This window comes from Rhodosalinus sp. 5P4, from assembly GCF_041365695.1.
In the GTDB taxonomy this organism is placed as follows: domain Bacteria; phylum Pseudomonadota; class Alphaproteobacteria; order Rhodobacterales; family Rhodobacteraceae; genus Rhodosalinus.
This window is the reverse complement of record NZ_JBGFSJ010000005.1, coordinates 366,721-393,366: the sequence shown is the minus strand read 5'-3', so window position 1 is coordinate 393,366 and position 26,646 is coordinate 366,721. Positions and strand designations below refer to the sequence as shown.

Sequence of the window (26,646 nt, the reverse complement as noted above, 5' to 3'; positions counted from 1 at the left end):
TTTCGTCGGCACCGAACTCGACGAGGGCGTCAGCTTTGCCGGCATCGCGCAGGCCTGCGGGCTGAAGGGCGTGGTGGTGCGCACCATGGAAGAGCTCACCGCCGCGCTGAACCAGGCGATCAGGGACCAGATGGAGCACGGCAAGACCACGCTCATCGAGGCGATGATCAACCAGGAACTCGGCGAACCGTTCCGCCGCGACGCAATGAAAAAACCCGTCGCCGTCGCAGGAATAAACCCCGCCGACATGGTCAGGCAGACAGCCTGATCCCGGCATGAAGCTGCAAACGGTGTACGGCTTGTCCGGCCAGCGATTGGCCGGGCAGCTCAAGGCGTATCTGCCGGGCGTCATGGTCGCGGTCCTCGTAGCGCTGGCGGCGCAATTCGTGGCCGAGCATCATGGCGCCCCGGCGATGCTCATGGCGCTGCTGTTCGGGATCGCGCTGAATTTCCTCGGCGAACCGGGACCGACCGCGGCGGGCATCGGCTTCACCGCCCGCACCGTCCTGCGGTTCGGCGTTGCGGTCCTGGGCGCGCGCATCAGCGTCGAGATGCTGACGTCGCTGGGCTGGGGCATGATCGGGCTGCTTGTCGGCGGGACGGTCGCCACCATCCTCTTCGGCGTGGCGCTGGCGCGCCTGATCGGACAGGGGCCGCGATTTGCCATTCTCACCGCCGGCGCGGTCGCCATCTGCGGCGCATCGGCCGCCATGGCCATCGCCGCCGTCCTGCCCAAGGACGAACGGTCCGAGCGCAACCTGCTGTTCACGGTCCTGGGCGTCACGGTCCTGTCGACGATCGCGATGATCCTCTACCCGATCCTCACCAATGCGCTCGGCTTCGACGACGTCACGGCGGGGGCCTTCATCGGTGCGACGGTGCACGACGTGGCGCAGGTCGTCGGCGCGGGCTTTTCGATTTCCGACACCGCGGGCGAGACATCGACTCTCGTCAAATTGATCCGGGTCTCGTTCCTCGCACCGGTGGTGATCGTGATCACGCTTGTGTGGCAACGCGAACAGACGCGCGCGGACGGCACGCGGCCGCCGATCGTGCCCGGCTTCGTGGCGGGGTTCCTCTGCCTCGCCACGCTGAATTCGCTTGGCCTGATCCCCGAGACGCTGGGCGCGTTCCTGGCCGGGCTTTCGTCCTGGGCCCTGCTGGCCGCCATCGCCGCGGTCGGGATGAAGACCGACCTGCGCAACATCATCAAGGTGGGTGGCGGTGCGATCGCGCTGATCGTGGCCGAAACCCTGTTTCTCGCGGGGCTCGTCCTGGCCGGGATCAGCTTTCTGGAGTTCGCGTGACGATGGTCGCCCTGCTGGCCCCGAACGCCCGAAGCTCTTCGCTGAATTTCGCCGTGGCCGACTGGCGAACCGAATCGACGCCCACGCTCGGCCATCATCGACAGACGAGCCGCGTCGCGTGTCGCCTGCCACATGCCGCCGTCGGGCTACACCGCACGGATGCCTGCCACGGCAAAGAGGCGCAGGGCGTCGCGAGCTATCCGCAGCTGTCCGACAAGGCGCCGGACTACATCGCGAACCGGCTGAAGACTTACAGAGCCGGCGCGCGCGTCGGTCCGGACTCGGTTCCGATGATCCAGACCGCGAGGAATATTTCGGACACGGAGATCGCCAGCCTTGCGGTCCACGTGACACGCGCCTTCGACCGACGCGCGAAAGGCCCGGGCGGTCGGATGTCGGACATGCGCTTGCCTTGATCGGAAAACGATCGTGCTTACATTTACAGCTTAATCGCCAACGCCTCCCGACGATCAATTCCAGGAGGTCGCATTGGACGGAAGACATTCAAGGGAGGATCACATGGCTTATCAAAGGGCCTTCGTCGCATCGCTGCTGACCGGGACCGCGATCCTTGCATCGCCGGCTTTCGCCCAAGTGGGGATGAACACCACCAGCCTTCAGCACGAAGTCGTGCTCGACGGGCTGGACAGCCCCTGGGACATCGCGTTCCTCGACGATGGAACGATGCTGTTCAGCGAGAAGTGCAACGGCCTTTCGGTGCGGTTGCCCGATGGGACGGTCAACGCGCTCTACGGTATGGGCGACGTCGATGGCTACCCGTCGAACGGGTCGGACCTGTTCTGCGAAGGTCAGGCCGGGATGATGGGCGTCGCCTTCGACCCGGAGTTCGAGACCAACCGGCGCATCTATGTCTATGCCACGTCCGACATGTCCGATCCGCACACCAACCGGCTGATGCGCTTCACCGTGAACGAGGACTTCACCGCCGTTTCGAACCGCGTCGATATCGTGGATGACGTGCCCTACAAGATGGAGGACTCCGATCATCCCTTCGGCGGGCCCGGTGCCCATAACGGCGGGCGCGTTCGCTTCGGTCCCGAGGGGGCGCTGTGGCTCACCACGGGCGACAACCACAACCCCGAGATCCCGCAAAGCCCGACGCTCATGGGCTCCAAGGTGCTGCGCATCCAGACGGACGGAAGTGCGCACCCCGACAACACCCCGCCCGAAGGCTTCGACAAGCGGACCTACACCTACGGGCACCGCAACGTGCAGGGCATCGCCTTTCACCCCGAAACGGGCGACGCCATCATCACGGAGCACGGGCCATGGCACTCCGACGAGATCACTGTGCTGGAAAACGGCGGGAACGGTGGCTGGGACCCGCGTGACAACATGGCGGGCCGGGGCGACTGTCCCGATGGCTATTGCGGGTACATGCCCAACCAGGACGAAGGCATGAACCGCTTCGAACGCGCGTCGTTCATGCCGATGACGGATTTCGAGACCTATCCCGACGCGATGCCGCCGATCTGGGAGAACAACGGCTGGTCGCAGGGCATATCCTCTGCTGCCTTTCTCGAGGGTGAGCAATGGGGCGAATGGGACGGCGCCTTGGCCGTCGGCCTGCTGGGCATCGGCTTTGGCGGAACGCCCATCGGCCAGCGCATCGACGTGATCGAGCTCGAGACCCACGAAGGCGAGATCTCGGTGCGTGACGTGACCGAGATGACGCTGCCGATGCCGCCCGCGCGCTTCCGCTCGCTCGTGCTGGGCCCCGACGGCAGCCTCTACACCGCCGTCGACGGAGGGGCGGTCCACAAGCTGACGCCGGGCGACTGAGCCGGCAAGCGGGCCGTGCCACCTTCGCGGCGCGGCCTGCCACCGCAAATCAGCGTCTCGTCAGATCCGGTATCTTCGGCGATGGCCGGGGCGCCGAAGCCGGGCGGGGCGCGACACGCTCGACCGGAGAGATGCGCGGGAGCGCGCTGGCGTGACGCCCGCGCGTGGCGCTTTGTAGCGTCGACAGGATCCAATCGGTGCGAGACGGTTCCCGGCCGCCTCCGCACGAGATGCACCGCTGCTTTCCGACCGTCCTTGCCAGATCACCCACATATGCGCGCCTGCCCGACCGGGGATTGCACTCCTTCGGCAGAACAACTACTTTTACCATGCATCTTGAGAAGAGCCTCAGCGCTCTCGCCAACCTGCTGACCCAGCAAGGTGGCACCCCAGAGTGGGGGATGCGGCCGAAGACTGGCAACGAAAGGGTGGCCCATGCGGACCTCTCCCAAAACCCGCCTTGTCGTGCGCCACGACGCAGGTGTCGTTCCGGTAAGATACCGGCGTGACGCGGTGCCCGCGCGCCTTCGGCCAATGTCACGTGCCGAAGGAGTTCCCTCATGATCCTCGACCTTCCCGACCAATGCGCCGCGACGGCGCGCACGGCGTTCGTGCGCCGGAGCCTCGCGCGGGCGGTGGTGCCCCGCTGGCAGGAGCGCGCCCGCGCGCTCGTGATGCTCGAGGCGATCCTCGCCCGCCCGAACGGCCCGGAGCGCGGGCGGCGCGACCACCTCGTCGCGGGCCTGCTGATCACGGCCTATCCCATCAGCTACATCGCCATTCGCCTCGAGCTCGAGGGCCACGGGGCACAGGCGCTTGCGCAGATCGCAGAGCAGCTCGAGCTCACGCCGCCCGCCCACGGATGTTTCCTCTACCCGGGATACCGGTGGTTCTGGCCGCATCTGCGCGCCGTGCGGATCCTCAACGGCCATCGCTGGGCGCTCGCCGACCGGCGCGGCGCGGAGCTCTCCGATGTCTGGCGCTGAGCGGCTCTGGGGCCCGTGGCAGCGCCACGACGGGCGCGGCATGCCCGTGCCGGAGGGGACCGTGGTGGAGGCCGAGGCCCTGCCACCGCACGGTCCGCCGAAGCACGGCATCACCCGGCGGGTCGGGATCGCCGGCGTGGACCTCGTGCGCTCCTGGCACTGGACGCCCGAGAACCGGGCCCGCGGCTGCGACTGCGGTAGGGCGCTGCCGATCGATCGCTACCGGATCCGCCGCGCGCCCGGCATGGCGATGCTCGACCGGGTGCTGGCGGACTGCGCGCCGCACGCCCCCGAGATCCCGATGGACATCTTCGATCACGAGGAGGCCTGATGCACGACATCATCCCCGACATTCACGGCCAGGGCGAGAAGCTCCACGAGCTTCTCCCGAAGCTCGGCTGGCGCCAAAGCGCCGCGGGCTGGATCAACGACGCGCCCGATCGCGAGATCATCTTCCTCGGCGATTTCATCGACCTGGGGCCCGACAACGCGGGCGTGATCCGCACGGTCCGGAGCCTCATGGACGCCGGCAAGGCCCGCGCGGTCATGGGCAACCACGAGCTCAACGCGCTCCATTACCACACCCGGCATCCTGGAACCGGGGAACCGCTCCGCGCGCGAAGCGCGAAGAACACCGCGCAGCACCGCAGCTTCCTCGAGGCCTTCCCGCCGGACGCGCCCGCGACGCGGGAGGTGCTCGCCTGGATGCAGAGCCTGCCGCTTTACCTGGAAACGGCGCGTTTCCGGGCGGTGCACGCCTGCTGGGACGAGGCCGTCATCGCGGCGCTCGCGCGGGAGACCCGGGACGGCGTCCTCGACGAGGATCAGCTCGTTGCCGCCGCCGACCAGGAGCACGCGCTCCACGCGCGCGTCGAGACGACCACGAAGGGGCCGGAAGTCCCTCTGCCCGAGGGGCACGTCTTCCACGACAAGGATGGGCGTCGCCGCGCGCATGTCCGCCTCAAGTGGTGGCAAGGCGAAGCGGCGAGCTGGGCGGACATCGCCATATCGGTGCCCGATCCCGCCGAACTGCCGCCCGGGCCCCTGCCGGAGTTCGCGCGCGCCGGCGCCTACCCCGCCGGCGCGAGACCCGTCTTCTTCGGCCACTACTGGCTCGACGGGCGGCCGGCTCTCCAGGCGCTGAACGCCCTCTGCCTCGACTACTCGGCGGGCGGCGACGGGCCGCTGCTGGCCTACCGCGTGCAGGGTGACGCGGCACGGCTCGACGTGGCGCACATCGTCAGCGCAGGTGGGTGAGGCGGCAGAGATCAGCCGCGATCGGCAACTTGACGCCGAGCGCCGGTGCGGCCCGACCGAAACCCGCCCGGAGCTCGCATGACGCCCGGACCGAGGACCCGGCAAGGTCCACCATGAAACCGGCAGCAGGCCAGCCTTGACCGCCCCATGGGGGCGGGCCCAAGGGCGCCCCTCGCTTTCTACCTCAAGTCTTCGGGCAGGAGTTCGCCGGGAATGTTTTGATAGCAGACCGGCCGCAGAAAGCGACGTATGGCCAGCGTGCCGACCGAGGTATGACCGAAATTCGTACTGGCCGGATAGGGGCCACCATGCACCATGCTGTCGCACACTTCGACACCGGTCGGGAAGCCATTGGCCAGCAGGCGCCCCGCCTTCCGCTCGATGATCGGCATCAGGCCGCGCGCAATCTCGGTGTCGGCGTCGTCCATGTGAAGGGTACATGTCAGCTGTCCTTGCAGCGACCGGGCGACATCTTTCATCTCGCCGGAATCCGACACCTTCACGATCAGACCCAGCGGGCCGAACACCTCTTCGCCAAGCACGTCGTTTTCCAACCACTCCTTGCCGGTCGTGGCGAAGAGATAGGGTGTGGCAGTCCGCAGGTCGCACGTCGATGTCAGGATCTCCTGCACTCCCTTGCTGGCGGCCACACGGTCGCGGCCCGCACGATATGCCTGCGCAATACCGTCCGTCAGCATCACCTGCGCCGCCTCGGGGTCCAGTGCCGCGGTGGCTGCCTCCATGAAGGAGTCGGCCTCGGGCCCGTCGATCAAAATGGCGATGCCGGGATTGGTGCAGAATTGTCCCGCCCCCATGGTGAGCGATCCGGCCCACCCTTTCGCGATTTCGTCGCCGCGCGCCTTGACCGCCCCAGGCAACAGAAACATCGGGTTGACCGAACCGAGTTCGCCGAAGAAGGGGATCGGCTCTGGCCGCTTCGCGCAGAGATCATAGAGCGCCCGCCCCCCGGCAAGACTGCCGGTGAACCCCACCGCACGGATCAGCGGGTGCTGAACGAGCGATTGCCCGACCTCCCGGCTGCCGCCCTGGACAAGCGAGAAGACACCTGGATGGACGCCGCAGGCTTCGATGGCTGCCGAAATGGCCTCGGCCACGATCTCGGCGGTGCCGGGATGTGCGCCGTGCCCCTTCACCACCACCGGGCAGCCAGCCGCCAGCGCGCTGGCCGTGTCGCCGCCAGCCGTCGAGAAAGCCAACGGGAAATTGGACGCACCGAACACGGCCACAGGCCCGATCGGCCGCTGCATCATCCGAAGATCCGGGCGCGGAGCGGGCTCCCTGTCCGGCAAGGCGGGATCGTGGCGCCGATCCAGATACTCACCCTGCTCGATATGCTCGGCGAAGAGGCGGAGCTGTCCACATGTGCGGCCCCGCTCTCCCTCGAGCCTCGCCGGGGGCAAGCCGGTTTCTCTCGTGCCGGTTTCAGTGATCCGGGCTCCACGCGCCTCGATCTCATCCGCGATGGTGCGCAGGAAAGTCGCTCGCGCGGCGCGGGACAGTTCGGAATAGGATGTGAAAGCTTCCTCTGCCGCGCGGACCGCCTGGTCGACGTACTCCGGGCTGCCGGCGGCAAAATTGTCAGGATCGCCTTCCACGGGAGCGTTCGCGAACGTCTCGTCGTTTCCAATCCATTCGCCTGCGATAAGATGTTTTCCGATCACGGTACTTTTCCTTTCTCATTGATTTCTGACCAGGCTGAGGGTCTCGGACCGAATGGGGCTCTCGGGAAACGCGCCCAAGCTATACACCCCATGTATCCTTCAGCCTGTAGCCCTCCGGCCAGGGATCATCGGGATCGAGCAAGTGCTGGTGGATGCCGGTTATCCATCCTCGACCGGTGATTTGCGGGACGATTGCAGGCCGGCCGGAAACCTGCGCTTCCCCATGGATCGTGCCGATGAAGGTCGAGCCGATGATCGACACGGCCTCGAAGGTTTGCCCCACTCGCAACTGATTTCTGGCGGCCATCAAGGCCATTCGCGCAGAAACGGCAGTTCCGGTTGGCGAGCGGTCGATTTTCCCCGGTCGGATCGCAACGGCGGACCGTCCCTCGAGGCCTGTCCGCGTCGCCGTTACCGGGCCGCGGAAGGCACAGAACGAAATATGGTCCCAGTCCGGGTTCTCGGGATGGGTGAACCCGAGCTGTTCATTGGCGGCCCGCGTAATCCCGACCCCCAGCCTGGCCAGATCGGCCGCCTCGTCTTCAACCAGGGAAAACCCGAGCGCCGCAGCATCGACGACAACGAAACTGTCTCCGCCATACGCGGTATCCACGGTGAGGGTGCCAAACCCGGCGACCTCGAGCTTCGCGTCCAGCTTGTCAGCAAAACTGGGAACGTTTCGTACGCTGATGCTCTCTGCCTTGCCGTTTCGGCAGGTCGCACAAACATGGACAAGGCCGCCCGGCGCCTCGAGAACCATTTCGGTGACGGGTTCCTTCATCGGGACAATCCCGGAGTCCAGCAGCACCGTCGCGACGCATATGGAGTTGGAGCCCGACATCGGGGGGGTATCTTCCGGCTCCATTATGATGAAGGCCGCATCGGCATCGGGATTTTTCGGCGGGACCAGCAGGTTCACATGGCGAAACACCCCGCCCCTCGGCTCGTTGAGCATGAAATTGCGCAGCGACTCCTGCTGTTCGATGTAGGTTCGCTGCTCCCAGAGCGTCTTTCCGGGGGGCGGCGCCACGCCGCCCACGATCACGTCGCCGACCTCTCCTTCGGCATGACACGAAATTACATGGATCGTCCGAGTGCTTCGCATGTCTGACCTCTGGCTAAGCTCTGTGCCCCGTGTGGCGATGCGCGGCGTCGGGCGCGGCAGAAAACCCTTCAAGACCGATCGCCCGGAACGGTGGCCCGTCATCAAGGGACGCAGGCGCCTGAATGATGTTTTCGGCTGGAACGTTCATTCCGCACCAGGTCATGTGAAACGCCGCGCCGAGAATGGCGCGGCGTCCAGCGGTGGGGTCACCCCACAGATCAAGGCTTGCACCAACTCGGCTGTTCCGGCCGCCTGAGTCAGCCCGAGATGCCCGTGGCCGAACGCGTAAACGACCCGATCCGTGCGCTGCGCATGGCCGATGACCGGCAGGCTGTCGGGCAAGGAAGGGCGGAACCCCATCCACTCCCTTCCCCGACTGGCGTCCAGACCCGGCATGAACGCGCTGGCTTTGTCGCGAAGGATCTTTGCACGCTTGAAGTTCGGCGGACGAACCAGACCGGCCAGCTCGACCGCGCCGCCGACACGAACGCCGTCCTGGATGCGGGAGGCCACGAAGCCGTGGTCCGCAAACGTGATATGGGTCCGGAGGTCGAAGCCTGCTTGGCGAATTGTCGTGTTGTAGCCGCGCTCCGTCTCGAGCGGGATGCGATCGCCAAGAGACATCGCAAGTGTCCGCGACCAGGCACCCGCGGCGACAATGACATGGCCCGCCGAAAGCGTCGCTTCCGCACCGTGTAGCGTGATCCGTTCGTCCCCGGCCTGCAGAGCGCGCGCGTCCAGCCTATCGACCACGCCGCCCCGCGCACGAAACACCGACAGGAGGTGCTCGAGCCAAAGCATGGGATCCCGCGTGTTGATCCAGTCGGGCGTATATCCGGCGTGGGTGAATTCGGAACTGAGGCCCGGCTGGAGTTCCGCGATCTCGGCCGGCGACTCCAGCAGATCAAATCGAATGCCGTACTGCCGGCAGGCGTCCCAATAGGAACGGCTTCGCTCGAACCGTCGGGCGCCCTGGTAAACCCTGAGCTGTCCCTCTCGTTGCAGCAGATGTTCGCCGCTCGTATCCGCCACCTGGCGTTCGAGGGCGGCGCGGGACAACTCCATGAGGGCGGCTTGCGCTTCCATCAGCCTGGGGAAGCGATCCTTCCAGCTTGCCCGCCAGAACCTCAAAAGCCAGGGCGCGATCGCGAAGACGTAGGACGGATCGACGGAGAGCGGACCCAGGGGATCCGCGAGCCACCTGGGCGCGGCGCGAATGATCCCGGGTGTCGCGAGCGGAACGATGTCCGAAAAGGCGAATGCACCTGCGTTCGCGAACGACGCGCCATTTCCGGGGGCGCTTCGATCGACAAGCAGGACATCGCGGCCCGCCGCCTGAAGTGCGAGCGCGATGCTCACGCCGATCACCCCGGCGCCGATGACGATCACATCATGGTCGGATTGATCCGTCATTTCATCCCGATGGGGGCCAGCGGCCGATGCGCCTTTTCTTGGCATGACCGCATTTCAGTAACGGATCCCGCACAGGTAGGGGTCGGCGGGATCGAAGATCAAAGTCGCATCGGATGTGACGAAAGCCTGGCCGGTGATCGTCGGCACGATGCCCCCATCGGCACCTGGCTCGTAGCTTAGGCCGTAGGTGCTTCCGATGATGCTTTCCTGAATCCACTCTTGCCCTGCTTGCCACTCTCCGTCCGATGCGAGGCACGCCAGCTTGGCAGAGGTCCCGGTCCCGCAGGGAGAGCGATCATAGGCGCCGCCGGGACAAAGCACGAAGTTCTTGCTGCGGGCGCGCGGGTCCAGGGGTGGGCCGAACAGCTCCACATGATCGATCCAGGCGCCATTCCTGCCGGTGATCCCGTCGCGTTCCAGCGCGCTTCGAATGTCGAGCGCCAGATCCGTCAAGGGCCGGATATTCCGTGCCGCGATGGCAAGCGGCGAGGTCTTCACAAGGAAGAACCAGTTGCCCCCCCACGCGACGTCGCCCGTGATCTCCCCCACGCCGTCGACGGCGACAGAGACTCCTTTGTGCAGGCGATAGCTTTCAACGTTCACGACCGAAGCGGTATGGGCATCGTGCAAGTCCACGTCCACGGCCCCGACGGGCGTATCGATCCGATGGGCACCTGGCCGGATGGCGCCAAGATGCGCCAGCGTGACCGTCAGACCGATGGTCGCGTGACCGCACATCCCGAGGTTTTGCAGCGTATTGAAAAAGATCACCCCGGCTGCGCAACCGGGATCCGTGGGCGCGACCAGAAGGGCGCCGACCATGGCGTCATGCCCCCGTGGCTCGCACAGAACCGACTTGCAGAAGTCGCGATGCTCCGCTTCGAGACGCGCCGCACGTTTGGCGAGCGGCCCGTCTCCCAGATCGGGACCGCCGTCAACGATGACGCGTGTCGGCTCACCTGCCGTATGGCTGTCGATCACCCGCATGAGCGCTACAGCCCTTCTTTCCTGGCCCAGTCGTCGAACCAGACCCGGAAAAGCTCGTATTGCGCTTCGATATAATGACGTTGGGCATCCGAGAGAGCATCCGTCTCGTTGAAATGCAGACGGTATTCCTCTTCTCCGTTCAGCACCATGAGATGCTTGTAGTAGAGAACGAGGTCCGGTCCCTCGTCGAAGCTCGACAGAACCGCAAGAGCCTCGTCCAGCTCACGTGCCTGGCGCCGCGCGAGCGCGTCGCCCATGGCGGCCTTCTGGCTGAGTTCCGTCAACAGCAGCACCTGCCGCGGCAACGCGTTTCCGATGCCGGTAATCGCGCCGGTCGCGCCACAGTTCACGAAGCCATGATAGACTGCGGTATCGACACCGATCATCAGCGTGACGTCGTCATCCCGCGACGTGATGAACTCGGCCGCGTAGCGCAGATCGGCGGCGCCGCCGAACTCCTTGAAACCGACAAGGTTGGGATGTTCCGCACGCAGCGCGAAGAAAAGATCTGCCCGGGTGGCAAAGCCGTAATAGGGACTGTTGTAAATCACTGCCGGAATGTCGGGCGCTGCCGACAAGATCGCCTTGAAGTGATCGCGCTGCGCCTCTGGAGAAGAGCCCCGCGACAGGACACGCGGGATCACCATCAGCCCGAGCGCCCCGACCCGCGCGGCATGCGCGGCGTGGGCCACGGCCGCGCGGGTGTTCACGGCCCCCGTCCCCACGACGACCGGAACGCCCGCTTCGACAAGGCGCGCCACACCTTCCATCCGCTCTTCGTCCGTCAGCAGCGGCCAGTCGCCCATCGAACCGCAATAGACGACGGCCGACATTCCGGCGTCGATCAGCTCTTTGCCCTTGCGCACAAGTGCTTCGTAATCGGGTTTGCGATCAGCATCACAAGGCGTCATCAGAGCGGGCATGCAGCCCGTGAAAACATGGCGCGACACGGTTGTTCTCCTCTTTGGCTGTCGAGGCGTCTCGACCTCGACTTTTGCAAGGTTGTTCCTGCTTCCGTGGCACGGGGTTCGGGCCCGCGTTCAGCGAACCTTTGCCAGGAATTTTCGGGTCTGTTCGGAATTCGGGTCGCCGAAGATCTGTTCGGGCGGTCCGATCTCTTCCATCGCACCTTCATGGAAGTAGGCGACGCGGTCAGAGACATCTCGTGCGAAGCCCATCTCGTGGGTCACACAGATCATAGTCATGCCCTCCTCGGCCAGAATCCGCATCGTGTCCAGGACTTCGCCGACCAGCTCCGGGTCCAGGGCCGACGTGGCTTCGTCGAAAAGCATGTATTGCGGATCCATGGCGAGCGCTCTCGCTATCGCCAGCCTTTGCTGCTGTCCGCCCGACAAGGCGCTCGGATAGACATCGAGCTTGTCGGCGAGGCCAACATGTTCCAGCTGCTTCACCGCTATCTCTTGCGCCTCCGCCCGCGATTTCTTTTTCACGATGCGCGGGGCCAATGAAACGTTCTCGAGGGCGGTCAAATGGGGGAAGCTGTTCCACTGCTGAAACACCATTCCCATTCTCTGCCGCAGATTGTTCAGGTCAGTCTGCCTGGCGTGAACGTCTATACCATCGACGACGACCCGCCCTTCCTGGATCGGCTCGAGGCCATTTATGCAGTAAAGCAATGTGGATTTCCCGGATCCCGACGCTCCGATCACCGAAAGGACTTCGCCCTTCTGCACTTCCAGGTCGATACCCCGCAACACATGGAGCGAGCCGAAATACTTGTGCAGGCCGGTGATTTCGATCATTGGGACCACCTCTTCTCGATTTTCGCCGAATAGCGCGAGATCGGATAGGACAGCGCAAAATAGAACGCGCCGGCGATTGAGATAATCAGGAGCGGTTCCTGCGTGCGTGTCATCAGGATCTGGCTTGCCCGAAGAAGCTCCACGTAACCAAGCACCGAGACCAGGGCACTATCCTTCAGGACGCCGAGAGCCACGCCCACCCAGGACGGAAAAACGGCACGCGCCCCGATGGGCAAGACCACGTAGCGCAGATCTTGCCAGTAACTCATGCCCAGCGAGCGCGCGGCCCGACGCATGGGTTTCCCGACAGATTCGATACCGCCCCGCGCGACGCTTGCGACAAGCGCAGCCGTATAAGCCGTCAGAACCACGAGCCCCGACTGGAACGCATCGAGGTTAAGACCAATGATCGGCGCGAAATTATAGAAAAGAACCAGCTGGATGATAAGCGGCACCGACCGGAAAGCGTCCAGCACCGGCGCAACGAACAGAGTGGCCCAAATCCGCCCCTCATAGAGCATCCAGCCGAAGATCGCCCCCAGAAGCGTTCCAAGGGAGATCGATATCACCGAGATCAGGAGCGTGCGCCAAGCCGCTTGCGCCATGAAGAGCACGTCCTGAAGCCCGAACCCGCTGAAGAAGCTGATAGGAGTTTCCACTTTGCTCCCCTCAATACCGGAACAGGCGCACGGCGAGAAGCCGGGACGCGAGCAGAATGATCTTGACCATGACGTAATAAATCACCGCCGTGACGGCGAAATATTCGAAGATGCGGTAGGTGCGGCTGGCGAAGAACTGCGTCTCGCCCGACAGCTCGCGGAAGCCGACCAGCATGCCCAGGGACGACATCAGCACCGCCCAGACCAGCTGATTGGTCATCGGGTAGTACACGATCCGCAAGACCTGCGGCACCAGGATCCGCGTGTAGGACTGCCACAAATTCATGCCAAGGCTTTGCGCCGCGCGCATCTGCGTATCAGGGACCGCCTGAAAGCCGCCGCGAAAGTTCTCGGCGAGATAGCCGGCGTTATTGAAGCTGAGACCGGCCAGAACGATCATGTAGGGTGTCAGGTGCCATCCGAAGGCCCCCAGCCCGAACCCGAAGAAGAACAGCTGAAACAGAGCCGGCGTGTTGCGCGCCAATTCCACCCAGGCCGTGGCGAACCAGTAAAGCGGCCCGCGGAGCCTCAGGCGGATGACGGACAACCCGAGACCGATGACGATGCCGATCACCATGGAAAGCGTCGCGACCTGGAGAGTTAAGAGGCTGGCCTCCAGCAGGTCCGGCAGGCTGCGGAATACCGGGCGCCAGTGAAAGTTGTATTCGAACATCGCGGCGATCCAAAGAAACCCCGCCCGGGGATCCCGGGCGGGGACAGGAAAAAGCGGCAGTGATCAGTACATCACGCCCGGGATGCGGAGTTCGGGCGCCTCTCCACCCACATATCTGCCCCACAGCTCTTCGTAACGGCCAGACCGGACCTGGTGCGTGACAAAGAGATTGAGGTAGTTCAGCCAGCTGACGTCCTTGCGCTTGCCGACAACGGAGGTGTAGTCCGTGGTCCAGGGCATGCGCGGGCCAGCCACGATATTGTCGTATTGATCGGTGATCGGCTTCACCGCCGTGTTCGTGGTGATCCCGATGTCTGCCTTGCCTTGTGCGACCGCGAGGAAAACCTCGTTCTCGGACTGGTAACCCTGGTAGAGGTCCTCTTCGCCCCACTCCTCGGCGATTTTCAGCCACTCCTGCTCAGGCACGGTTCCCACGGCCGCAGCAACACGCTTTCCCCGAATGTCCTCGAACGATTCGATGCCACTTTCGGCATTCACAACGCCTTGCGCATAGTAAATCGCGTAGGGAATCGAGAACCCGACGGTCCGCGCGCGGGCCAGGCTGTCCGATGTGGCGCCGAAGACCACGTCTGCCCGACCGGTGACGATGACCGGCAAGCGCTCCGACCACGTCAGAGGCAGCAACTCGACGTCCACCTCGAGGGCGGCCGCCAGATCGTTGCAATATTCCACGTCGAAGCCCGCCGGCTCGTTGTTGTCGTCACGATAGCCGATGGGCGGGAAATCCAGCACGACACCGCAGCGCAAAGTGCCTCTGTCGATGACGTCATCCAGTGTGTCGGCCGCCGCGGGGACAGCCATCAACAGGGTTGCCGTAGCCGCCCCCAAAAGCTTCTTCAGCATCGTCTTCCTCCATGTTGGTCGTTGGATGATCTGTTGAACAATGCCACGCTATGGCATATTGGATCCAATGTCCAAGGCAAACTAAGAGACTTTGCACGGACGCGGCAGTATCGTATGGCGCCGCAACTGCTCGAGGGTGATGGAAGATGAAGTTTCCGGCCGTAGATGTCTCGAAGACCGCGTCCGCGTCGACCATCGTCTTCGACGTTCTTCGCAAGGCGATCATCGAGGGCAAAATCCCCGAAGGAGCACCGCTGCGCCAGGACGAGATCGCCAACATGTTCAATACGAGCCGCATCCCGGTGCGCGAGGCAATCTCGAGGCTTGAAGAGCAGGGGCTTATCAAGACCAAACGATACAAGGGCGCGGTGGTTGCCGGACTGTCGGCGGACGAGGCGGCGGAGGTGTTCGACCTCAGGGCGCTTCTCGAGCCCGAGATTATCCGCGACGCGGTGCCTCGGATGTCCCGAGAGTGTTTGATCGACGCCCGAAAGCACTGCACGGCGTTTTCACAGTCTCCCAATCCCATGGAGTGGGGCGACTTGAACCGCGTGTTTCACAAAACGCTCTACGGACCGAGCACGTTGAACTACTTCAAGGACGTCGCCGATAACGCCATGGATCGCGTCGAGCGCTACATTCGCGCACAGCTCGTCATAAGCGATGGCATGGAAAGGGCGGACAGCGAGCATCTGGCAATCCTTGTCGCCTGCGAAGAAGGTGATGCCGACCGGGCGAGCCTATTGCTGCGCGATCACATCAACGGCGCCAAGCACTCCCTTCTGGAACATTTCCCGACACCTGCGAGACACAAGAAGCGATAAACCCATGACATCGGAGGCAGCTTGACGACTTCAGCGCGCGGGACCGGAACGGCTGGTCGGATTCTGATCGAGGGTGACGCGAATGGCGAGGTGCTGGCCTGTAGCGAAGGCCTGAGTTTCTGGGGAGGTGTCGACCCCGGAACGGGGACGATCATAGACGTACACCACCCCAACCATGGAGCATCGGTATCCGGAAAGATCCTCATGATGCCGACCTCGCGTGGATCCTGCAGCGGAAGCGGGGTTCTGCTTGAACTGTCCTTGAATTCACTTTCGCCAGCGGCGCTTGTTTTCTGCGAGCACGAAGAAGTCCTGACGCTGGGTGCGTTGGTCTCGGGCCGCATATTCGACAGGCCGCTCCCCACCATCTTCCTTCCACGATCGGAATATGATCGCGTCGCGCGCTCGCAGACAGCATCCATTTCAGGCAACCGGCTGAAAGCCGATGGCGTGGACATGGACCTTTCCCCTGCGCAGGCGAGCGATCTGCAGCTCTCCAAGGAAGACCGGCGCTGTCTTGGCGGCGATCACGGGCCGGCAGCGAGGATCGCCATGGAAATCATCTGCCTCATGGCGGCACGGGAAGGCACGGAGAGCCTGACCGATGTCACCAGAGGGCACATCGACGGCTGCATCCTCGCCCATTCCGCCAATCTCATATTTGCGGAGAAGATGGCCGAAATGGGCGCTCGCGTGTCCGTTCCCACGACGATCAATGCGATTTCGGTAGATCGGGAAAACTGGCGGTCCCAGAACGTTCCGACCGATTTCGGAGAACGCGCAAGCCGCCTGGCTGACGCCTATGTGAAGATGGGAGCAAGGCCAGTTTTCACCTGCGCGCCGTATCTTCTTGAGGGTGCCCCGGATAAGGGCGAGGTCATTGGCTGGTCGGAATCGAACGCCGTCATCTACGCCAACACCGTCCTTGGGGCACGCACACCCAAACATCCGGATTATCTCGATCTCTTCATTGCAATGACGGGACGCGCGCCGGCATCCGGTGTGTACACGAAAGAGGGCCGTGTCCCGAGAACGATCCTTGACGTGGAGCCCGCCCTGGATGGCCATGATGACGTGCTCTGGCCATTGATCGGATGGCTGGCGGGCCAGTTTTCTCCTGACCACATCCCACTCTTGACCGGGCTGGAACACCTTCAGCCGTCGCAAGACGACCTCAAGGCCCTTTGTGCCGCTTTCGGCACCACCTCCGGCGCACCCATGCTACATGTCGCGGGGCACACTCCCGAAGCGGATACTGCGCCCACGCCCGACGCTCAGCGGCACCAAATCCGTCTGGCGGACTTTGTCGGCGCTTGGCATGAGCTCAATCGCGGAGACCGGACAATTGACCTGGTCGCCATCGGCAGCCCACATGCGTCGCTGTCCGAGACGCGCCGGATTGCAGAGCTTTTCCAGGATCGAAGCTGCAATAGGTCGACGCAGATGATCATCACGATCGGACGCGATGTCCTGCGCGAGGCAAGCTCCGAAGGGCTTGTCGACCGCTTGCAGAAGGCGGGCGTCCGTCTGATCCCGGACCTGTGCTGGTGCTCGATCGTTGAACCCATATTCCCGCCGCACGCGAAAGGCTTGATGACGAATTCCGGAAAATACGCGCATTATGCGCATGGCCTGTCCGGCCGGCACGCGCGGCTTGGCAGTCTCGAGGATTGCGTCGAGGCAGCCGTTACCGGGTTCGCGGGGGATCGTCTTCCGACATGGCTCCGGAATTAGCGGGCGCCCCAAGAACACGTGATGCTCGGAGGAACTCTATCGAGGAGGCGGCTGCCCAAATCCGGCGGCATCCGTACCGGCAAAAGGCCCGCGCCCCTTGACCCGTCGATAACCATCGACCCCATGTTCGGCATCGCGTTCGAGCCCCCTTTAGGCGCGGCTATCCAGTCCTGAACGCAACTCCCAACGGCTGTGTCCCGTGGCACCGGCCTTTCCGTCGCAAACGCCGCAGCGAAAGCCCTGCGTGGTGGCGACCTAGGATCCTCGCATCCGCGGCATGAGAACCGGAACCAGAAGGCTCAGAAGGATCAGTCGGAACACATGGTGCGCCGCGACGAAGGCCGGTTCGAGCGACGTTTCCACCGCGAGCGCTGCCATGACCTCGACGCCGCCGGGGGCGAAAGCGAGAAGGAGGGCCGCCGGCGGAAGACCGACGATCCCGGCCGCGAGGCCGGCGCCGATTGCCGCGATGGCGCAGGCGACGAGGGTTGCGGCGACACCGGCCCCGAAAGCGCCGACCAGCCCGCGCCGGTCGAGCCCCCGGAAACGCGTTCCGATAAGGCTGCCCATGGTGATGAACGCCAGCGTCGTCGCCCAGGAAGGCAGCGCACCAGGGGTCAGGTTGGAACCGTGTCCGATGGCCGACGCCGCCATGGCGCCAAGAAGGAGCGGCGCCGGCACGCGCAGCCGCTTGAGCACCAGGCCGAGAGGCAGGGCGAAGGCGAAGAGAAGCACGGCTGCGTTCTTCGAGATCACGCCGGGATCCTTCGGCGGGGTCGTGCCCTCGGCGCCCCAGAGCGCGATCAGAACGGGCACCAGCAAAGTCAGCAGGAGAACCCGGACCGACTGGACGAGCGCGACGCGCGGCACGTCCACCTTGAGGTCGGCCGAGAGGCCCAGGACATAGGTCAGGTGCCCCGGCGTCGCGGCCAGAAAGGCGGTGGTCGCATCGTAGTGGAAAACGCGCATCAGCATCGCCCGGATGATGAGCAGGACCAGAACGAGTGTCACGCTCAGCACGAGAAAGGACACGGGCCACGCCATCGCCGTCGCGATCACCTCGGGCGTCACGGTGCTGCCGATCGAGACACCGATCACCAGGAACACCACGTCGCGAAGGCGCGCGGGCACATGGGCGCGCAGGCCCAGAAGCGTGGCGAGGGAGACCGCCGCTGCCGGTCCGGTCAGCACGGCGGCCGGGAAGCCCACGACCCAGAAGATGGCGGCACCGGCGGCACCGATCAGCAGGGTCGGGAAGGCCTCGGACAGAAGCCGCTCACGCTCCGTCATAGGTCCATCGGTACGCGGGTGGGGTTGGCCCCTTGTTGCGCCCGCCCTGTTCGGTCTGCTCCCAGGCATGGGCGAGGATGCCCACCGAGCGCGACAGGCCGAAGAAGCCGCGGGCAAGCGCGGCCGGGCAGCCCAGTTCGGCGTAGATCACCGCGGTCGCGCCGTCGATGTTCATGGGCACGGGCTTGCCCCGCTCGGCCGCGAGATGGGCCTCGATCGCCCGCCCGATCTCCGCGTAGGCGCCGGGGACGGCGCCCGCTTCGGCCGCCTCGTCCACGAGCGACAAAAGGCGCGGCGCGCGGGGATCGACGGGCTTGTGGAAGCGGTGGCCGAAGCCGGGGAGAAAGCGGCCGTGCTCGGTCCGCCACGCGTCGAGCGCGGGTCCGAGACCCTCGGGCCCCTTCGTCTCGACGAAGCGAAACATCTCCACCGCCTGCTCGCCCGCGCCGCCATGCACGTCGCCCAGCATGTTGAGGCCCGTCGCCATCGCCGATTGCAGCCCGATCCCGCAGGTGGCCGCCATCCGGGCGGCGGCGATCGAGGGGGCCTGCGGCCCGTGATCGACCGCAGCGACCAGAGCCGCCTCGAAGAGCCGCGCACGGTGGCCCGCGATGGGCTCGCCCATGACTATGAGCCAGATCATCTCGGCGAAGCCCGTTCGTCCGATCAGCTGCTGCACCGGGTGGCCGCGCAAGGCGATGCGCCCGGGTTCCATGTCGATGATCGCCGTGCGCCACCAGTCCGCGACATCGCTTCCCTCGCTCAAATCACACCTTCCGCGCGCATCGTCTCGATCTCCGTATCGCTGTAGCCCAGTTCGGAAAGGACATCCCGGCTGTCCGCGCCAAGGGAAGGCGGCGCAGTGGTCACCGAAGGGCGCACCCCATCGATCATCGCGCCGATCCGCACGAGCTCGATGGGGCGGTCGAGGCCCGGCGCGTCCGCGAACCGGGCAAGGAAGTCACGTCCGGCGACCTGCGGGTGAGAAAGGATCTCGGGCACGCTCATCACCGCGCCGGCAGGCACCCCGATCGCGTTGAGCTCTCGCGCCCAGTCTTGGGCGGGCCGCGTCGTCAACACGGTCTCGAGTTCCGCCCTGAGCCGGAACCGGTTGCGCTTGCGGTCCTCTCGCGTGGCGTAATCGGGCACGGCGAGAAGGTCCTCTCGCCCGAGATGGCGGACAAGCGCCTCCCATTGCTCATCCTTGTTCGCGGCGATGTTCACCGGTGCATCCGCGCATTGGAATGTGCCCGAAGGGGCGGAGGTGGGGTTCTCGTTGCCTTCGGGACGCGGCGAGACACCGCCGATCAGGTGGTTCGACACGACCCAGCCCATCGTCGCCAGCACCGCCTCGAGCATGGACACATCGATGAAGGCACCGCGCTCGGGCGCGTTCAACGCCGCGCAGACCGCCATCGCGGCGGTCAGTCCGCCCACCGTATCGGCCAGCGGATAGCCCACGCGCAAGGGCGCGCTGTCGGGATCGCCCGTGATCGACATGACGCCGGAGGCGCCCTGAACGATCTGGTCGTAGGCAGGGCGGTCGGCCCAGGGTCCGTCCTGCCCGAAACCCGAGATGGCGCAGTAGATCAGCCGCGGGTTTTCCGCCCGCAACGTGCCGTGGCCGAGACCGAGCCGATCCATCACGCCGGGCCGGAAGTTCTCGACAAGAACGTCGGACGTGGCCACGAGCCGCTTCAGCGCCTCCTTGCCGCCCGGGGCCTTCAAGTTCAGCGTCAAAGACTTCTTGCCGGCGTTCTGGGCGAGAAAGCTGATCCCCATGCCCTTCGCCGAAAGGTCGGCATCCGCGCCCAGGTTCCGCGCGAGATCGCCCCGACCCACCGCCTCCACCTTGATGACCTCGGCTCCCAGATGTGCGAGCTGATGGCAGGCGAAGGGACCGGCGAGGACATTCGTCAGATCCAGCACGCGCACACCGGCGAGCGGTGCGGCGGCCTCAGTCCCCATCGGCCACCCCTTCGGCACGGCGCCGCGCCCGCCGCGCACGGAAGCTCGGCAGAAGCACGAGCAGGAGCGCGAGGACGAGGAGCGCGAGCGTCATCGGGCGCTCCCAGATGAAATCGAGGCCCCGGTAGAGCTGCATGGAGCGGGCGAAATTGTTCTCCAGCATGGTTCCTAGGATGAAGCCGATGAGAAGCGGCGCGAGCGGATAGTCCGCGAAGCGCAGCACCGTCGCCAGCACGCCGAGGCCGACGAGCATCAAGAGCTCGGTGGCGTTGTTCTGCCCGATATAGGCCCCAATCATGGTGAAGAAGAGGATGAACGGGATCAGGTAGTTGCGCGGGATCGACAGGACCTTGGCGATGTAGGGGATGAGCGGCAGGTTCAGGATGATCAGCACGACATTGCCGATGAACATCGACGTGATGACCGCCCAGAAGATTTCGGGCTCGTCGATCATCAGCCGCGGACCCGGTGTCACGTTGAGTGCGATGAGCGCGCCCAGAAGGATCGCGGTCGTCCCCGAGCCCGGGATGCCGAGCGTCAGAAGCGGCACGAAAGATCCCGTGCAGGCCGCGTTGTTGGCCGTCTCCGGCGCCGCGAGGCCCTTGACGGAGCCTTTGCCGAACTGTGCCTGGTCGTCGCCCTTGGCGATGTTGCGCTCGACCGCATAGCCCAGGAACGACGCGATGGTGGCGCCTGCGCCCGGCAGCACACCGATGAAGAACCCCTGGACCGACTGTCGCCCGATGACGGGGAGGATCGCCCGCCCTTCCTCCTTCGAAAACCGCAGGCCGGTGATCCTGGCGGAGCCCCCGGCCTCGCCGCCCCGGCTGGAGCGCGCCGGGTTCAGAACAAGGAACAGCGCCTCGGGCAAAGCGAACATCGCCATGGCGAGGGTGATGAAGTTTATGCCCGATTGCAGGTCCATCAGTCCCATCGTGAAACGCGGCATGTTGAAGAGCGCGCCTTCGCCCACGGTGGCGAGGATCAGCCCGAGAACCGTCATCATCAGTGCCTTCGCGACCTGGCCCGTTCCCGCGAACGCCGCGATCGCCGAAAGCCCCACGACCATGAGTGCGAAGTACTCCGCGGAGTGGAACAGGAGCGCGACCGACGACAGCGCGGGCGCGAAGATGGCAAGAAGGATCGCCCCGATCGTGCCGCCGGCGAAGCTCGAGACGGCCGCAATCGTCAGGGCCTTGCCCGCCATTCCGTTCCGCGCCATCGGATAGCCGTCGAACGAGGTCGCCACCGTACCCGCGACCCCCGGCGCGTTCAGCAGGATCGAGGAGGTCGAGCCCCCGAAGATCGCCCCGTAATAGACACCTGCCAGCAGGATCAGCGCCGCGGTCGGATCACCCATCGAGATCGCGACCGGGATCATGATGGCGATGATGGACATCGGCCCGAGACCCGGAAGCATTCCGATGAAGGTGCCGATCAGGCAGCCCGCAACCACCATCAGGAGGTTCTGGACCGAAAAGGCGGCCGAAAGGCCGATCATGATGCCCTCAAGCATGGCTCACCTCAGGAAAAAGGGAAGCGGACGCAGGAAGATGCCCAGCACCTCCTGCACGAGATACCAGACGGCGCCGCTGGCGATGACGGCGACGAGCATCATGGTGACCCAGCGCCGCTCGCCGAGGATCGCGGCGCCCCCGGCCAGGAAGACGGTGGTCGCGAGCAGGAAACCTGCCGGACGCAGCGCGAGAGCGTAGACCACCATCAGGCCCAAGAGGAGCAGGGCCTGGCCGAGATTGTAGTCGTGCAGCCGGCGGTAGTTGATGTCGACTGCGGAGGGCTCGTCCTCGCTGCCGGGCTTCTCCAGCCCCGACAGCACGACCAGCCCCACGATGATGCCGAGCACCGCCAGCACTTTCGGAAAGGTCGATGGCCAGACCGGGTTGCGCTGCATGAAGGGCGGCAGAAGCTCGTCCATCGTGAAGAAGGCCGCGTAGCCGTAGATGCAGCACAACGTGATGAAGATCAGCGCGATCCATCGATCCAGCGCCATGGCGTCCCCTCCCTTCGAAACCGCAGGTGTCGCGCGGGGCGGCCGGGCGAGCCCGGTCCGTCTGGCGATGCCAGGGCGGGATCCGCCCGCCGCCCCGCGCCTTTTCAGGCGTTTTGGCCCGGCTCAGAGAAAGCCGAGCGTCCGCATCAGGTCACCGATTTCCTTTTCCTGTGCTTCGAGAAAGCTGCGGAAATCCTCGCCCGGGTTCCAGATGTTGACCCATCCGTTGCGCGCGCGGACCTCTTCCCAGGCCTCGGTATCGTACATCGCCGCGAGGGTCTCGATGTATTGCTGGCGCTGTTGCTCTTCCATTCCCGGAGGACCGAAGAAGCCGCGCCAGTTGATGAAGGTCGTGTCGATCCCCTGCTCGGCGAAGGTCGGCGCCTCGTCATAGGCCGGCACGCGGTCGGGCGCGGTCACACCCAGGATGCGGACCTCGTCCTGGTCGGCCAGGGCGATCGCCTCGGAGAAGCCAGTGGACAAGGCATCGATCTCGCCCGAAAGCAGGCCTGCCATCGCCTCGCCGCCCGCATCGTAGGGGATGTAGTTGACCTCGGTCGGGTTCTCGCCCGCGGCCTGCATCACCATGGCCGCCACCAGGTGATCCATTCCGCCCGGGACCGATCCGCCGCCGATGGCGAAGTCCGTACCCTGCGAGGCGTATTCGGCCAGAAGCGCCTCCATGTCCTCGATCGGACTGTCGGCGGGCACGACGATCGCGGCATAGTCGCCGATCGTGCCGGCCACCAGCGTCAGATCGCGGAAGCTCTGCGGGAAAACGCCGGTGAGCGAGCGGATGACGATGGGCGTGGAGTTCACCATCAGCGTGTTGTCGAGGCTATCGGCGTTTTCGATCATGTAGGCGATCGCGACGCCGCCGCCGCCGCCCGACATGTTCTCGTAGGTCGCGCTGCCCACGAGGCCGGATTTCGTCAGCGCCTCGCCCGTGCCGCGCGCCGTGCCGTCCCAGCCGCCGCCGGCGCCCCCGGGAACGATGAAGTGGATCTCGTCCATCATCTGGTGGTTGTCGGCGTGAGCCTGGCCGCCGACGGCCAGGGTCGCCGTCGCCGCGACGAGAAGCGCGCGACGCGTGCACCCAAAGGTGTTCATGAATTTTCCTCCAGTTTGACAGGCGGTCCTCCGCCGCCCATGGTCTTCCTCCACCACATGAACCTGACACCAGCCTGACACGACGGAGAAGACCGGCTGGCCGCGAGGGCAAGGGGGGAAGCGGGTGCGGTATCTTCTGGTCGAGGACAATCTCGAGCTGGCAGAGGCGGTCGTGAGCCGGCTCGCGCTCGACGGGCACGCGGTAGATCACGCGGCCAGCCTCGCGGCCGCGGAGGACTGGCTTGCCACGACCGAGTACGACCTGATCCTTCTCGACGTGATGCTGCCGGACGGCGACGGGCGCGATTTCCTGATACGCAGCCGCGCGCGCCTCGAGGTGCCGGTCATCGTGCTGACGGCGCGCAGCCAGGTGTCCGACCGGGTCGTCGCACTCGATCACGGTGCGGATGACTACCTCACCAAGCCGTTCGACTTCGCGGAACTCGAGGCGCGCTGCAGGGCCGTGTTGCGCCGCCGCCGCGGATCGGCCCGCAACGAGATCGCGCTGGGGAACTGTATTTTCGACCCGGTGGCCGGCACGCTGCACTGCGGCCCCAAGACGCTGGAACTGCGCAGTCGGGAAATCCGCCTGCTGGAAGTCTTCGCCCGGCACCCGGGACAGATCCTTTCGAAGGCGCAGCTCATGGACCGGCTGTTCAGCCACGATGCCGAGGTCACCGAGAACGCGATCGAGGTATATGTCGGCCGGCTGAGACGCCGCATCGGCGACATGGGCGTCCGCATCGACACCGTCCGCGGGCTCGGCTACCGGATGGAGGCCGGCGTTTGATCGCACGGGCCGGGAGAGCATCCGGCTCGATCGGACGCCGGCTGACGCTCCTGCTCGCCGCGGTCGCGGCACTTCTGTCCGTCATGTCCTGGGCGATGGTCACGGGGCTCGCACGTCAGGCGGCCGAACGGACCCAGGACAACGTGCTTGCGGCCTCCGCGACCACGATCGCCGAAACGCTGCGCACCGAACGGGGCGAGGTGCGGCTGGAACTGCCCTATTCGGCCTTCTCGATGCTGGGTGCGATAAGCGAGGACCGCGTGTTCTATCTCGTAACCGCCGGGCGTGAGACGCTGACGGGCTATCCCGACCTTCCGGTGCCGACGCTCGATGTCACGCCGCCGGGACGCGTCGTCTTCTATACCGGTTCCTATCGTGGAGACGAGGTGCGCATGGCCTCGCTCACCCGGGTGGTGCTGCTGGGAAACGAGCCCTTGCGCACGGTCGTCACCGTGGCTCAGACGAGAAACGGCGTACGTGCCCTGACCGGGGAGCTCTCGCAATTCGCGGCCACGTTGTCGGTCGCCTTCTTCATGGTCGCGGTCGGCCTTTCCTTCTTCGCCGCGCGCACGTCCCTGCGTCCGCTCAACGAGATCGCGCAGGCGGTCTCGCGTCGCGGGCCGTCCGACCTGCGCCCTCTCAGGCGCCCCGCTCCGACCGAACTCGCGCCCCTTCTGGACGCCCTCAATCGGCTGATGGACCGGCTTGGCCAGTCGATCCGGCGATCGGAGGACTTCATCGCCGAGGCCGCCCACAGGGTCCGGACGCCACTTGCCACGGTGCGCGCCGAGGCCGAGGTCGCGCTCCGCTCGATCAGGGACGAGAGCGCCCGGGCGCGCCTGCGCCGCATGATCCACGCCGTCGATGAAAGCTCGCGCTCGGCGGGTCAGCTTCTCGATCATGCCACGGTGGCTTTCCGGGCCGATCATCTTGCCGGCGACCGGCTCGACCTGGCCGATCTCGCCCGCCGCGCGGTCGAAGCGCTGGAGCCGACGGCCGCCATGAAGGACATCGAGATCAGGCTTTACGCAGAACCGGCCGAGATGGAGGGCGACGCCGTGCTTCTGGACAACGCCATTCGCAACGTGCTCGACAACGCGGTGAAGTACTCGCACGAGGATACCGCCGTCACGGTCCGTGTCGAACGGATGGAGAAGGCCGCCCGCATCTGCGTGACCGACGAGGGCCCGGGCCTGGGCGAGGGACCGACCGAAAGGCTCACCGAGCGCTTCCGTCGTGGAGGCAACGTGGAAGGTATCGTCGGCTCGGGCCTCGGGCTTACCATCGCCGCCGACGTGCTCCGCGCACATGGAGGACGCCTTGTCCTCCGCAACCGGGAAGGGAGGGGGGCATGCGTCTCGCTTGTATTGCCGTCTTCTTGAGCCTCTGGCCGACGCTGCTCGCCGCGCTGGAGGTGGAGGAGCACCGCCGCTACGAAGGCACAGGCAGCCGGACGTTGCGCATCATCTCGACGGCTGATCTGGAGGTCTTCGCACCGGTCCTCGAGGATTTCCACGCGGACAATCCCGGGCTCACCCTCGACTACGCGGTCGCGTCCTCGGTCGAGCTTCACCGTGCGATACGCGACGGCGCGCGCTTCGACGTCGCCATATCGTCGGCGATGGACCTTCAGTTCCAGCTCGTGAACGACGGCTATGCCCGAAGCCACCGTTCCCCCGTGGTCGACGCTCTGCCCGACTGGGCGCGCTGGCTCGACCGGATCTTCGCCTTCACGACAGAACCCGCGGTGGTGGTCATCTCCACCGAACGGTTCGCCGGCCTGCCGGTCCCGACGACGCGACAGGACCTCATCGACGTTCTTCGCGACAACCCGGAACGCTTCCGCGATGCGATCGGCACCTACGATGTGCGGGAAAGCGGGTTGGGCTATCTGTTCGCGACGCAGGAGGCACGGGCGACCGATGCCTACTGGCGTCTTGCCGAGGTGATGGGGCGCCTCGGTCCCAAGCTCTACTGCTGCTCGGGGCAGATGATCGACGACGTGGCGGAGGGGCGGCTGGCATTGGCCTACAACGTGCTGGGGAGTTATGCGGCCGAAAGGGTCACACGGGACTCCGGAGGCCGTGTGCGCATCCTGCGCATGACCGATTTCTCGAACGTCATCCTGAGGACCGCGATCATCCCGAGTGCCTCGGGCGATCCGCAGAGTGCGGGCAGGTTCGTCGACCGGTTGCTCGCCATCGGCCTTCGTGACGCTCCCGGCGATTGGGCGCTGCCACCTCTGGGAGAGACGCGTGAAATCGCCAGAGCCGGTTTCGGGCCGATCCGCCTGGGGCCCGGATTGATGGTGTATCTGGACCCGCTGAACCGCCAGGCGTTTCTTCGGGAATGGGTCAACGCGATCGAGCAACAGTGAACCGTGGTCGCACCGGAAAAGAGCGTTCGGTCGTGCCGGGACC

27 protein-coding genes and 1 riboswitch are annotated in these 26,646 nt (G+C 65.3%); of the genes, 12 read left to right on the top strand and 15 right to left on the bottom strand.

What is annotated here, in order from left to right; genetic code table 11:
- The 7 genes from AB6A69_RS12315 to AB6A69_RS12285 form a co-directional block, all read left to right on the top strand.
- The coding region (locus tag AB6A69_RS12315; protein WP_371060982.1) for a thiamine pyrophosphate-dependent enzyme at positions 1-268 on the top strand (268 nt) is incomplete at its 5' end.
- Between the two features lie 7 nt (positions 269-275).
- Positions 276-1,307, top strand: a complete 1,032-nt coding sequence (locus tag AB6A69_RS12310) for a YeiH family protein (RefSeq protein WP_371060981.1) — start codon at positions 276-278, stop codon at positions 1,305-1,307.
- On the top strand, positions 1,304-1,723 hold the full coding sequence (locus AB6A69_RS12305) for a cytochrome c (RefSeq protein WP_371060980.1): 420 nt from the start codon (positions 1,304-1,306) through the stop codon (positions 1,721-1,723). The genes AB6A69_RS12310 and AB6A69_RS12305 overlap by 4 nt, the downstream gene beginning before the upstream one ends.
- A gap of 103 nt (positions 1,724-1,826) precedes the next feature.
- Complete coding sequence (locus AB6A69_RS12300) at positions 1,827-3,110, top strand: sorbosone dehydrogenase family protein (protein WP_371060979.1); 1,284 nt, start codon at positions 1,827-1,829, stop codon at positions 3,108-3,110.
- Between the two features lie 326 nt (positions 3,111-3,436).
- Positions 3,437-3,545: riboswitch (SAM-I-IV-variant riboswitch) on the top strand.
- 125 nt (positions 3,546-3,670) lie between these two features.
- Entirely contained in the window at positions 3,671-4,096 is a 426-nt protein-coding gene (locus AB6A69_RS12295) for a hypothetical protein (RefSeq protein ID WP_371060978.1), read from the top strand.
- Complete coding sequence (locus AB6A69_RS12290) at positions 4,083-4,427, top strand: hypothetical protein (protein ID WP_371060977.1); 345 nt, start codon at positions 4,083-4,085, stop codon at positions 4,425-4,427. Before AB6A69_RS12295 ends, AB6A69_RS12290 begins: the two co-directional genes overlap by 14 nt.
- Complete coding sequence (locus AB6A69_RS12285; RefSeq protein ID WP_371060976.1) at positions 4,427-5,353, top strand: metallophosphoesterase; 927 nt, start codon at positions 4,427-4,429, stop codon at positions 5,351-5,353. The genes AB6A69_RS12290 and AB6A69_RS12285 overlap by 1 nt, the downstream gene beginning before the upstream one ends.
- Positions 5,354-5,532: 179 nt before the next feature.
- Here AB6A69_RS12285 and AB6A69_RS12280 read toward each other — a convergent pair whose 3' ends face one another.
- The 9 genes from AB6A69_RS12280 to AB6A69_RS12240 form a co-directional block, all read right to left on the bottom strand.
- Positions 5,533-7,035 carry an aldehyde dehydrogenase (NADP(+)) gene (locus AB6A69_RS12280; RefSeq protein ID WP_371060975.1) on the bottom strand — a complete coding sequence of 501 codons (1,503 nt, stop codon included), beginning with the start codon at positions 7,033-7,035 and terminating at the stop codon, positions 5,533-5,535.
- 79 nt (positions 7,036-7,114) lie between these two features.
- A complete protein-coding gene (locus AB6A69_RS12275; protein ID WP_371060993.1) occupies positions 7,115-8,140 on the bottom strand; it encodes a proline racemase family protein in 1,026 nt (341 codons plus the stop codon).
- 159 nt (positions 8,141-8,299) lie between these two features.
- Entirely contained in the window at positions 8,300-9,553 is a 1,254-nt protein-coding gene (locus AB6A69_RS12270) for an NAD(P)/FAD-dependent oxidoreductase (protein ID WP_371060974.1), read from the bottom strand.
- Positions 9,554-9,607: 54 nt separating this feature from the next.
- A complete protein-coding gene (locus tag AB6A69_RS12265) occupies positions 9,608-10,540 on the bottom strand; it encodes a proline racemase family protein (protein WP_371060973.1) in 933 nt (310 codons plus the stop codon).
- 5 nt (positions 10,541-10,545) lie between these two features.
- Complete coding sequence (locus tag AB6A69_RS12260; protein ID WP_371060972.1) at positions 10,546-11,463, bottom strand: dihydrodipicolinate synthase family protein; 918 nt, start codon at positions 11,461-11,463, stop codon at positions 10,546-10,548.
- A 117-nt stretch (positions 11,464-11,580) separates the two neighbouring features.
- A complete protein-coding gene (locus AB6A69_RS12255; protein WP_371056760.1) occupies positions 11,581-12,303 on the bottom strand; it encodes an amino acid ABC transporter ATP-binding protein in 723 nt (240 codons plus the stop codon).
- Entirely contained in the window at positions 12,300-12,962 is a 663-nt protein-coding gene (locus AB6A69_RS12250) for an amino acid ABC transporter permease (protein WP_371060971.1), read from the bottom strand. Before AB6A69_RS12250 ends, AB6A69_RS12255 begins: the two co-directional genes overlap by 4 nt.
- Before the next feature lie 10 nt (positions 12,963-12,972).
- Positions 12,973-13,635 (bottom strand): amino acid ABC transporter permease, encoded by a 663-nt coding sequence (locus AB6A69_RS12245; RefSeq protein ID WP_371060970.1) that lies wholly within the window; start codon positions 13,633-13,635, stop codon positions 12,973-12,975.
- Between the two features lie 63 nt (positions 13,636-13,698).
- Positions 13,699-14,499 (bottom strand): transporter substrate-binding domain-containing protein, encoded by an 801-nt coding sequence (locus tag AB6A69_RS12240; protein ID WP_371039341.1) that lies wholly within the window; start codon positions 14,497-14,499, stop codon positions 13,699-13,701.
- A gap of 146 nt (positions 14,500-14,645) precedes the next feature.
- Here AB6A69_RS12240 and AB6A69_RS12235 point away from each other — a divergent pair, with 146 nt between their 5' ends.
- Together AB6A69_RS12235 and AB6A69_RS12230 are read left to right on the top strand one after the other, a co-directional pair.
- Entirely contained in the window at positions 14,646-15,323 is a 678-nt protein-coding gene (locus AB6A69_RS12235; RefSeq protein ID WP_371060969.1) for a GntR family transcriptional regulator, read from the top strand.
- A 90-nt stretch (positions 15,324-15,413) separates the two neighbouring features.
- The gene (locus AB6A69_RS12230; protein ID WP_371060992.1) at positions 15,414-17,057 is read left to right on the top strand and encodes an aconitase X; all 1,644 of its coding nucleotides are present in this window, start codon (positions 15,414-15,416) and stop codon (positions 17,055-17,057) included.
- A 255-nt stretch (positions 17,058-17,312) separates the two neighbouring features.
- Here the strand turns inward: AB6A69_RS12230 and AB6A69_RS12225 are convergent, their stop codons facing one another.
- From AB6A69_RS12225 to AB6A69_RS12200, 6 genes are all read right to left on the bottom strand, one after another.
- Complete coding sequence (locus tag AB6A69_RS12225) at positions 17,313-18,347, bottom strand: AbrB family transcriptional regulator (protein ID WP_371060968.1); 1,035 nt, start codon at positions 18,345-18,347, stop codon at positions 17,313-17,315.
- A complete protein-coding gene (locus AB6A69_RS12220; protein ID WP_371060967.1) occupies positions 18,334-19,113 on the bottom strand; it encodes a citryl-CoA lyase in 780 nt (259 codons plus the stop codon). The genes AB6A69_RS12225 and AB6A69_RS12220 overlap by 14 nt, the downstream gene beginning before the upstream one ends.
- Entirely contained in the window at positions 19,110-20,315 is a 1,206-nt protein-coding gene (locus AB6A69_RS12215; RefSeq protein WP_371060966.1) for a CaiB/BaiF CoA transferase family protein, read from the bottom strand. The genes AB6A69_RS12220 and AB6A69_RS12215 overlap by 4 nt, the downstream gene beginning before the upstream one ends.
- Positions 20,305-21,831 (bottom strand): tripartite tricarboxylate transporter permease, encoded by a 1,527-nt coding sequence (locus tag AB6A69_RS12210; RefSeq protein WP_371060965.1) that lies wholly within the window; start codon positions 21,829-21,831, stop codon positions 20,305-20,307. The genes AB6A69_RS12215 and AB6A69_RS12210 overlap by 11 nt, the downstream gene beginning before the upstream one ends.
- Positions 21,832-21,834: 3 nt before the next feature.
- Entirely contained in the window at positions 21,835-22,326 is a 492-nt protein-coding gene (locus AB6A69_RS12205) for a tripartite tricarboxylate transporter TctB family protein (protein ID WP_371039348.1), read from the bottom strand.
- Positions 22,327-22,449: 123 nt separating this feature from the next.
- Positions 22,450-23,436 (bottom strand): tripartite tricarboxylate transporter substrate binding protein, encoded by a 987-nt coding sequence (locus AB6A69_RS12200; protein WP_371056755.1) that lies wholly within the window; start codon positions 23,434-23,436, stop codon positions 22,450-22,452.
- Positions 23,437-23,560: 124 nt separating this feature from the next.
- Here AB6A69_RS12200 and AB6A69_RS12195 point away from each other — a divergent pair, with 124 nt between their 5' ends.
- The 3 genes from AB6A69_RS12195 to AB6A69_RS12185 are packed head-to-tail and all read left to right on the top strand — an operon-like array spanning position 23,561 to position 26,603.
- Positions 23,561-24,226, top strand: a complete 666-nt coding sequence (locus AB6A69_RS12195) for a response regulator transcription factor (RefSeq protein ID WP_371060964.1) — start codon at positions 23,561-23,563, stop codon at positions 24,224-24,226.
- Positions 24,223-25,608, top strand: coding sequence for a sensor histidine kinase N-terminal domain-containing protein (locus AB6A69_RS12190; RefSeq protein WP_371039352.1), 1,386 nt, complete (start codon positions 24,223-24,225; stop codon positions 25,606-25,608). Before AB6A69_RS12195 ends, AB6A69_RS12190 begins: the two co-directional genes overlap by 4 nt.
- A complete protein-coding gene (locus AB6A69_RS12185; protein ID WP_371060963.1) occupies positions 25,605-26,603 on the top strand; it encodes an ABC transporter substrate-binding protein in 999 nt (332 codons plus the stop codon). Before AB6A69_RS12190 ends, AB6A69_RS12185 begins: the two co-directional genes overlap by 4 nt.
- Positions 26,604-26,646 lie beyond the last annotated feature (43 nt).

What these genes read in the sequence shown, in the direction of transcription:
- AB6A69_RS12310 (WP_371060981.1), top strand. Translation starts at nt 276, where the DNA reads ATGAAGCTGCAAACGGTGTACGGCTTGTCCGGCCAGCGATTGGCCGGG.
- AB6A69_RS12300 (WP_371060979.1), top strand. Translation starts at nt 1,827, where the DNA reads ATGGCTTATCAAAGGGCCTTCGTCGCATCGCTGCTGACCGGGACCGCG.
- AB6A69_RS12295 (WP_371060978.1), top strand. Translation starts at nt 3,671, where the DNA reads ATGATCCTCGACCTTCCCGACCAATGCGCCGCGACGGCGCGCACGGCG.
- AB6A69_RS12290 (WP_371060977.1), top strand. Translation starts at nt 4,083, where the DNA reads ATGTCTGGCGCTGAGCGGCTCTGGGGCCCGTGGCAGCGCCACGACGGG.
- AB6A69_RS12285 (WP_371060976.1), top strand. Translation starts at nt 4,427, where the DNA reads ATGCACGACATCATCCCCGACATTCACGGCCAGGGCGAGAAGCTCCAC.
- AB6A69_RS12275 (WP_371060993.1), bottom strand. Translation starts at nt 8,140, where the DNA reads ATGCGAAGCACTCGGACGATCCATGTAATTTCGTGTCATGCCGAAGGA.
- AB6A69_RS12270 (WP_371060974.1), bottom strand. Translation starts at nt 9,553, where the DNA reads ATGACGGATCAATCCGACCATGATGTGATCGTCATCGGCGCCGGGGTG.
- AB6A69_RS12265 (WP_371060973.1), bottom strand. Translation starts at nt 10,540, where the DNA reads ATGCGGGTGATCGACAGCCATACGGCAGGTGAGCCGACACGCGTCATC.
- AB6A69_RS12260 (WP_371060972.1), bottom strand. Translation starts at nt 11,463, where the DNA reads ATGCCCGCTCTGATGACGCCTTGTGATGCTGATCGCAAACCCGATTAC.
- AB6A69_RS12255 (WP_371056760.1), bottom strand. Translation starts at nt 12,303, where the DNA reads ATGATCGAAATCACCGGCCTGCACAAGTATTTCGGCTCGCTCCATGTG.
- AB6A69_RS12245 (WP_371060970.1), bottom strand. Translation starts at nt 13,635, where the DNA reads ATGTTCGAATACAACTTTCACTGGCGCCCGGTATTCCGCAGCCTGCCG.
- AB6A69_RS12240 (WP_371039341.1), bottom strand. Translation starts at nt 14,499, where the DNA reads ATGCTGAAGAAGCTTTTGGGGGCGGCTACGGCAACCCTGTTGATGGCT.
- AB6A69_RS12235 (WP_371060969.1), top strand. Translation starts at nt 14,646, where the DNA reads ATGAAGTTTCCGGCCGTAGATGTCTCGAAGACCGCGTCCGCGTCGACC.
- AB6A69_RS12225 (WP_371060968.1), bottom strand. Translation starts at nt 18,347, where the DNA reads ATGACGGAGCGTGAGCGGCTTCTGTCCGAGGCCTTCCCGACCCTGCTG.
- AB6A69_RS12215 (WP_371060966.1), bottom strand. Translation starts at nt 20,315, where the DNA reads ATGGGGACTGAGGCCGCCGCACCGCTCGCCGGTGTGCGCGTGCTGGAT.
- AB6A69_RS12210 (WP_371060965.1), bottom strand. Translation starts at nt 21,831, where the DNA reads ATGCTTGAGGGCATCATGATCGGCCTTTCGGCCGCCTTTTCGGTCCAG.
- AB6A69_RS12205 (WP_371039348.1), bottom strand. Translation starts at nt 22,326, where the DNA reads ATGGCGCTGGATCGATGGATCGCGCTGATCTTCATCACGTTGTGCTGC.
- AB6A69_RS12200 (WP_371056755.1), bottom strand. Translation starts at nt 23,436, where the DNA reads ATGAACACCTTTGGGTGCACGCGTCGCGCGCTTCTCGTCGCGGCGACG.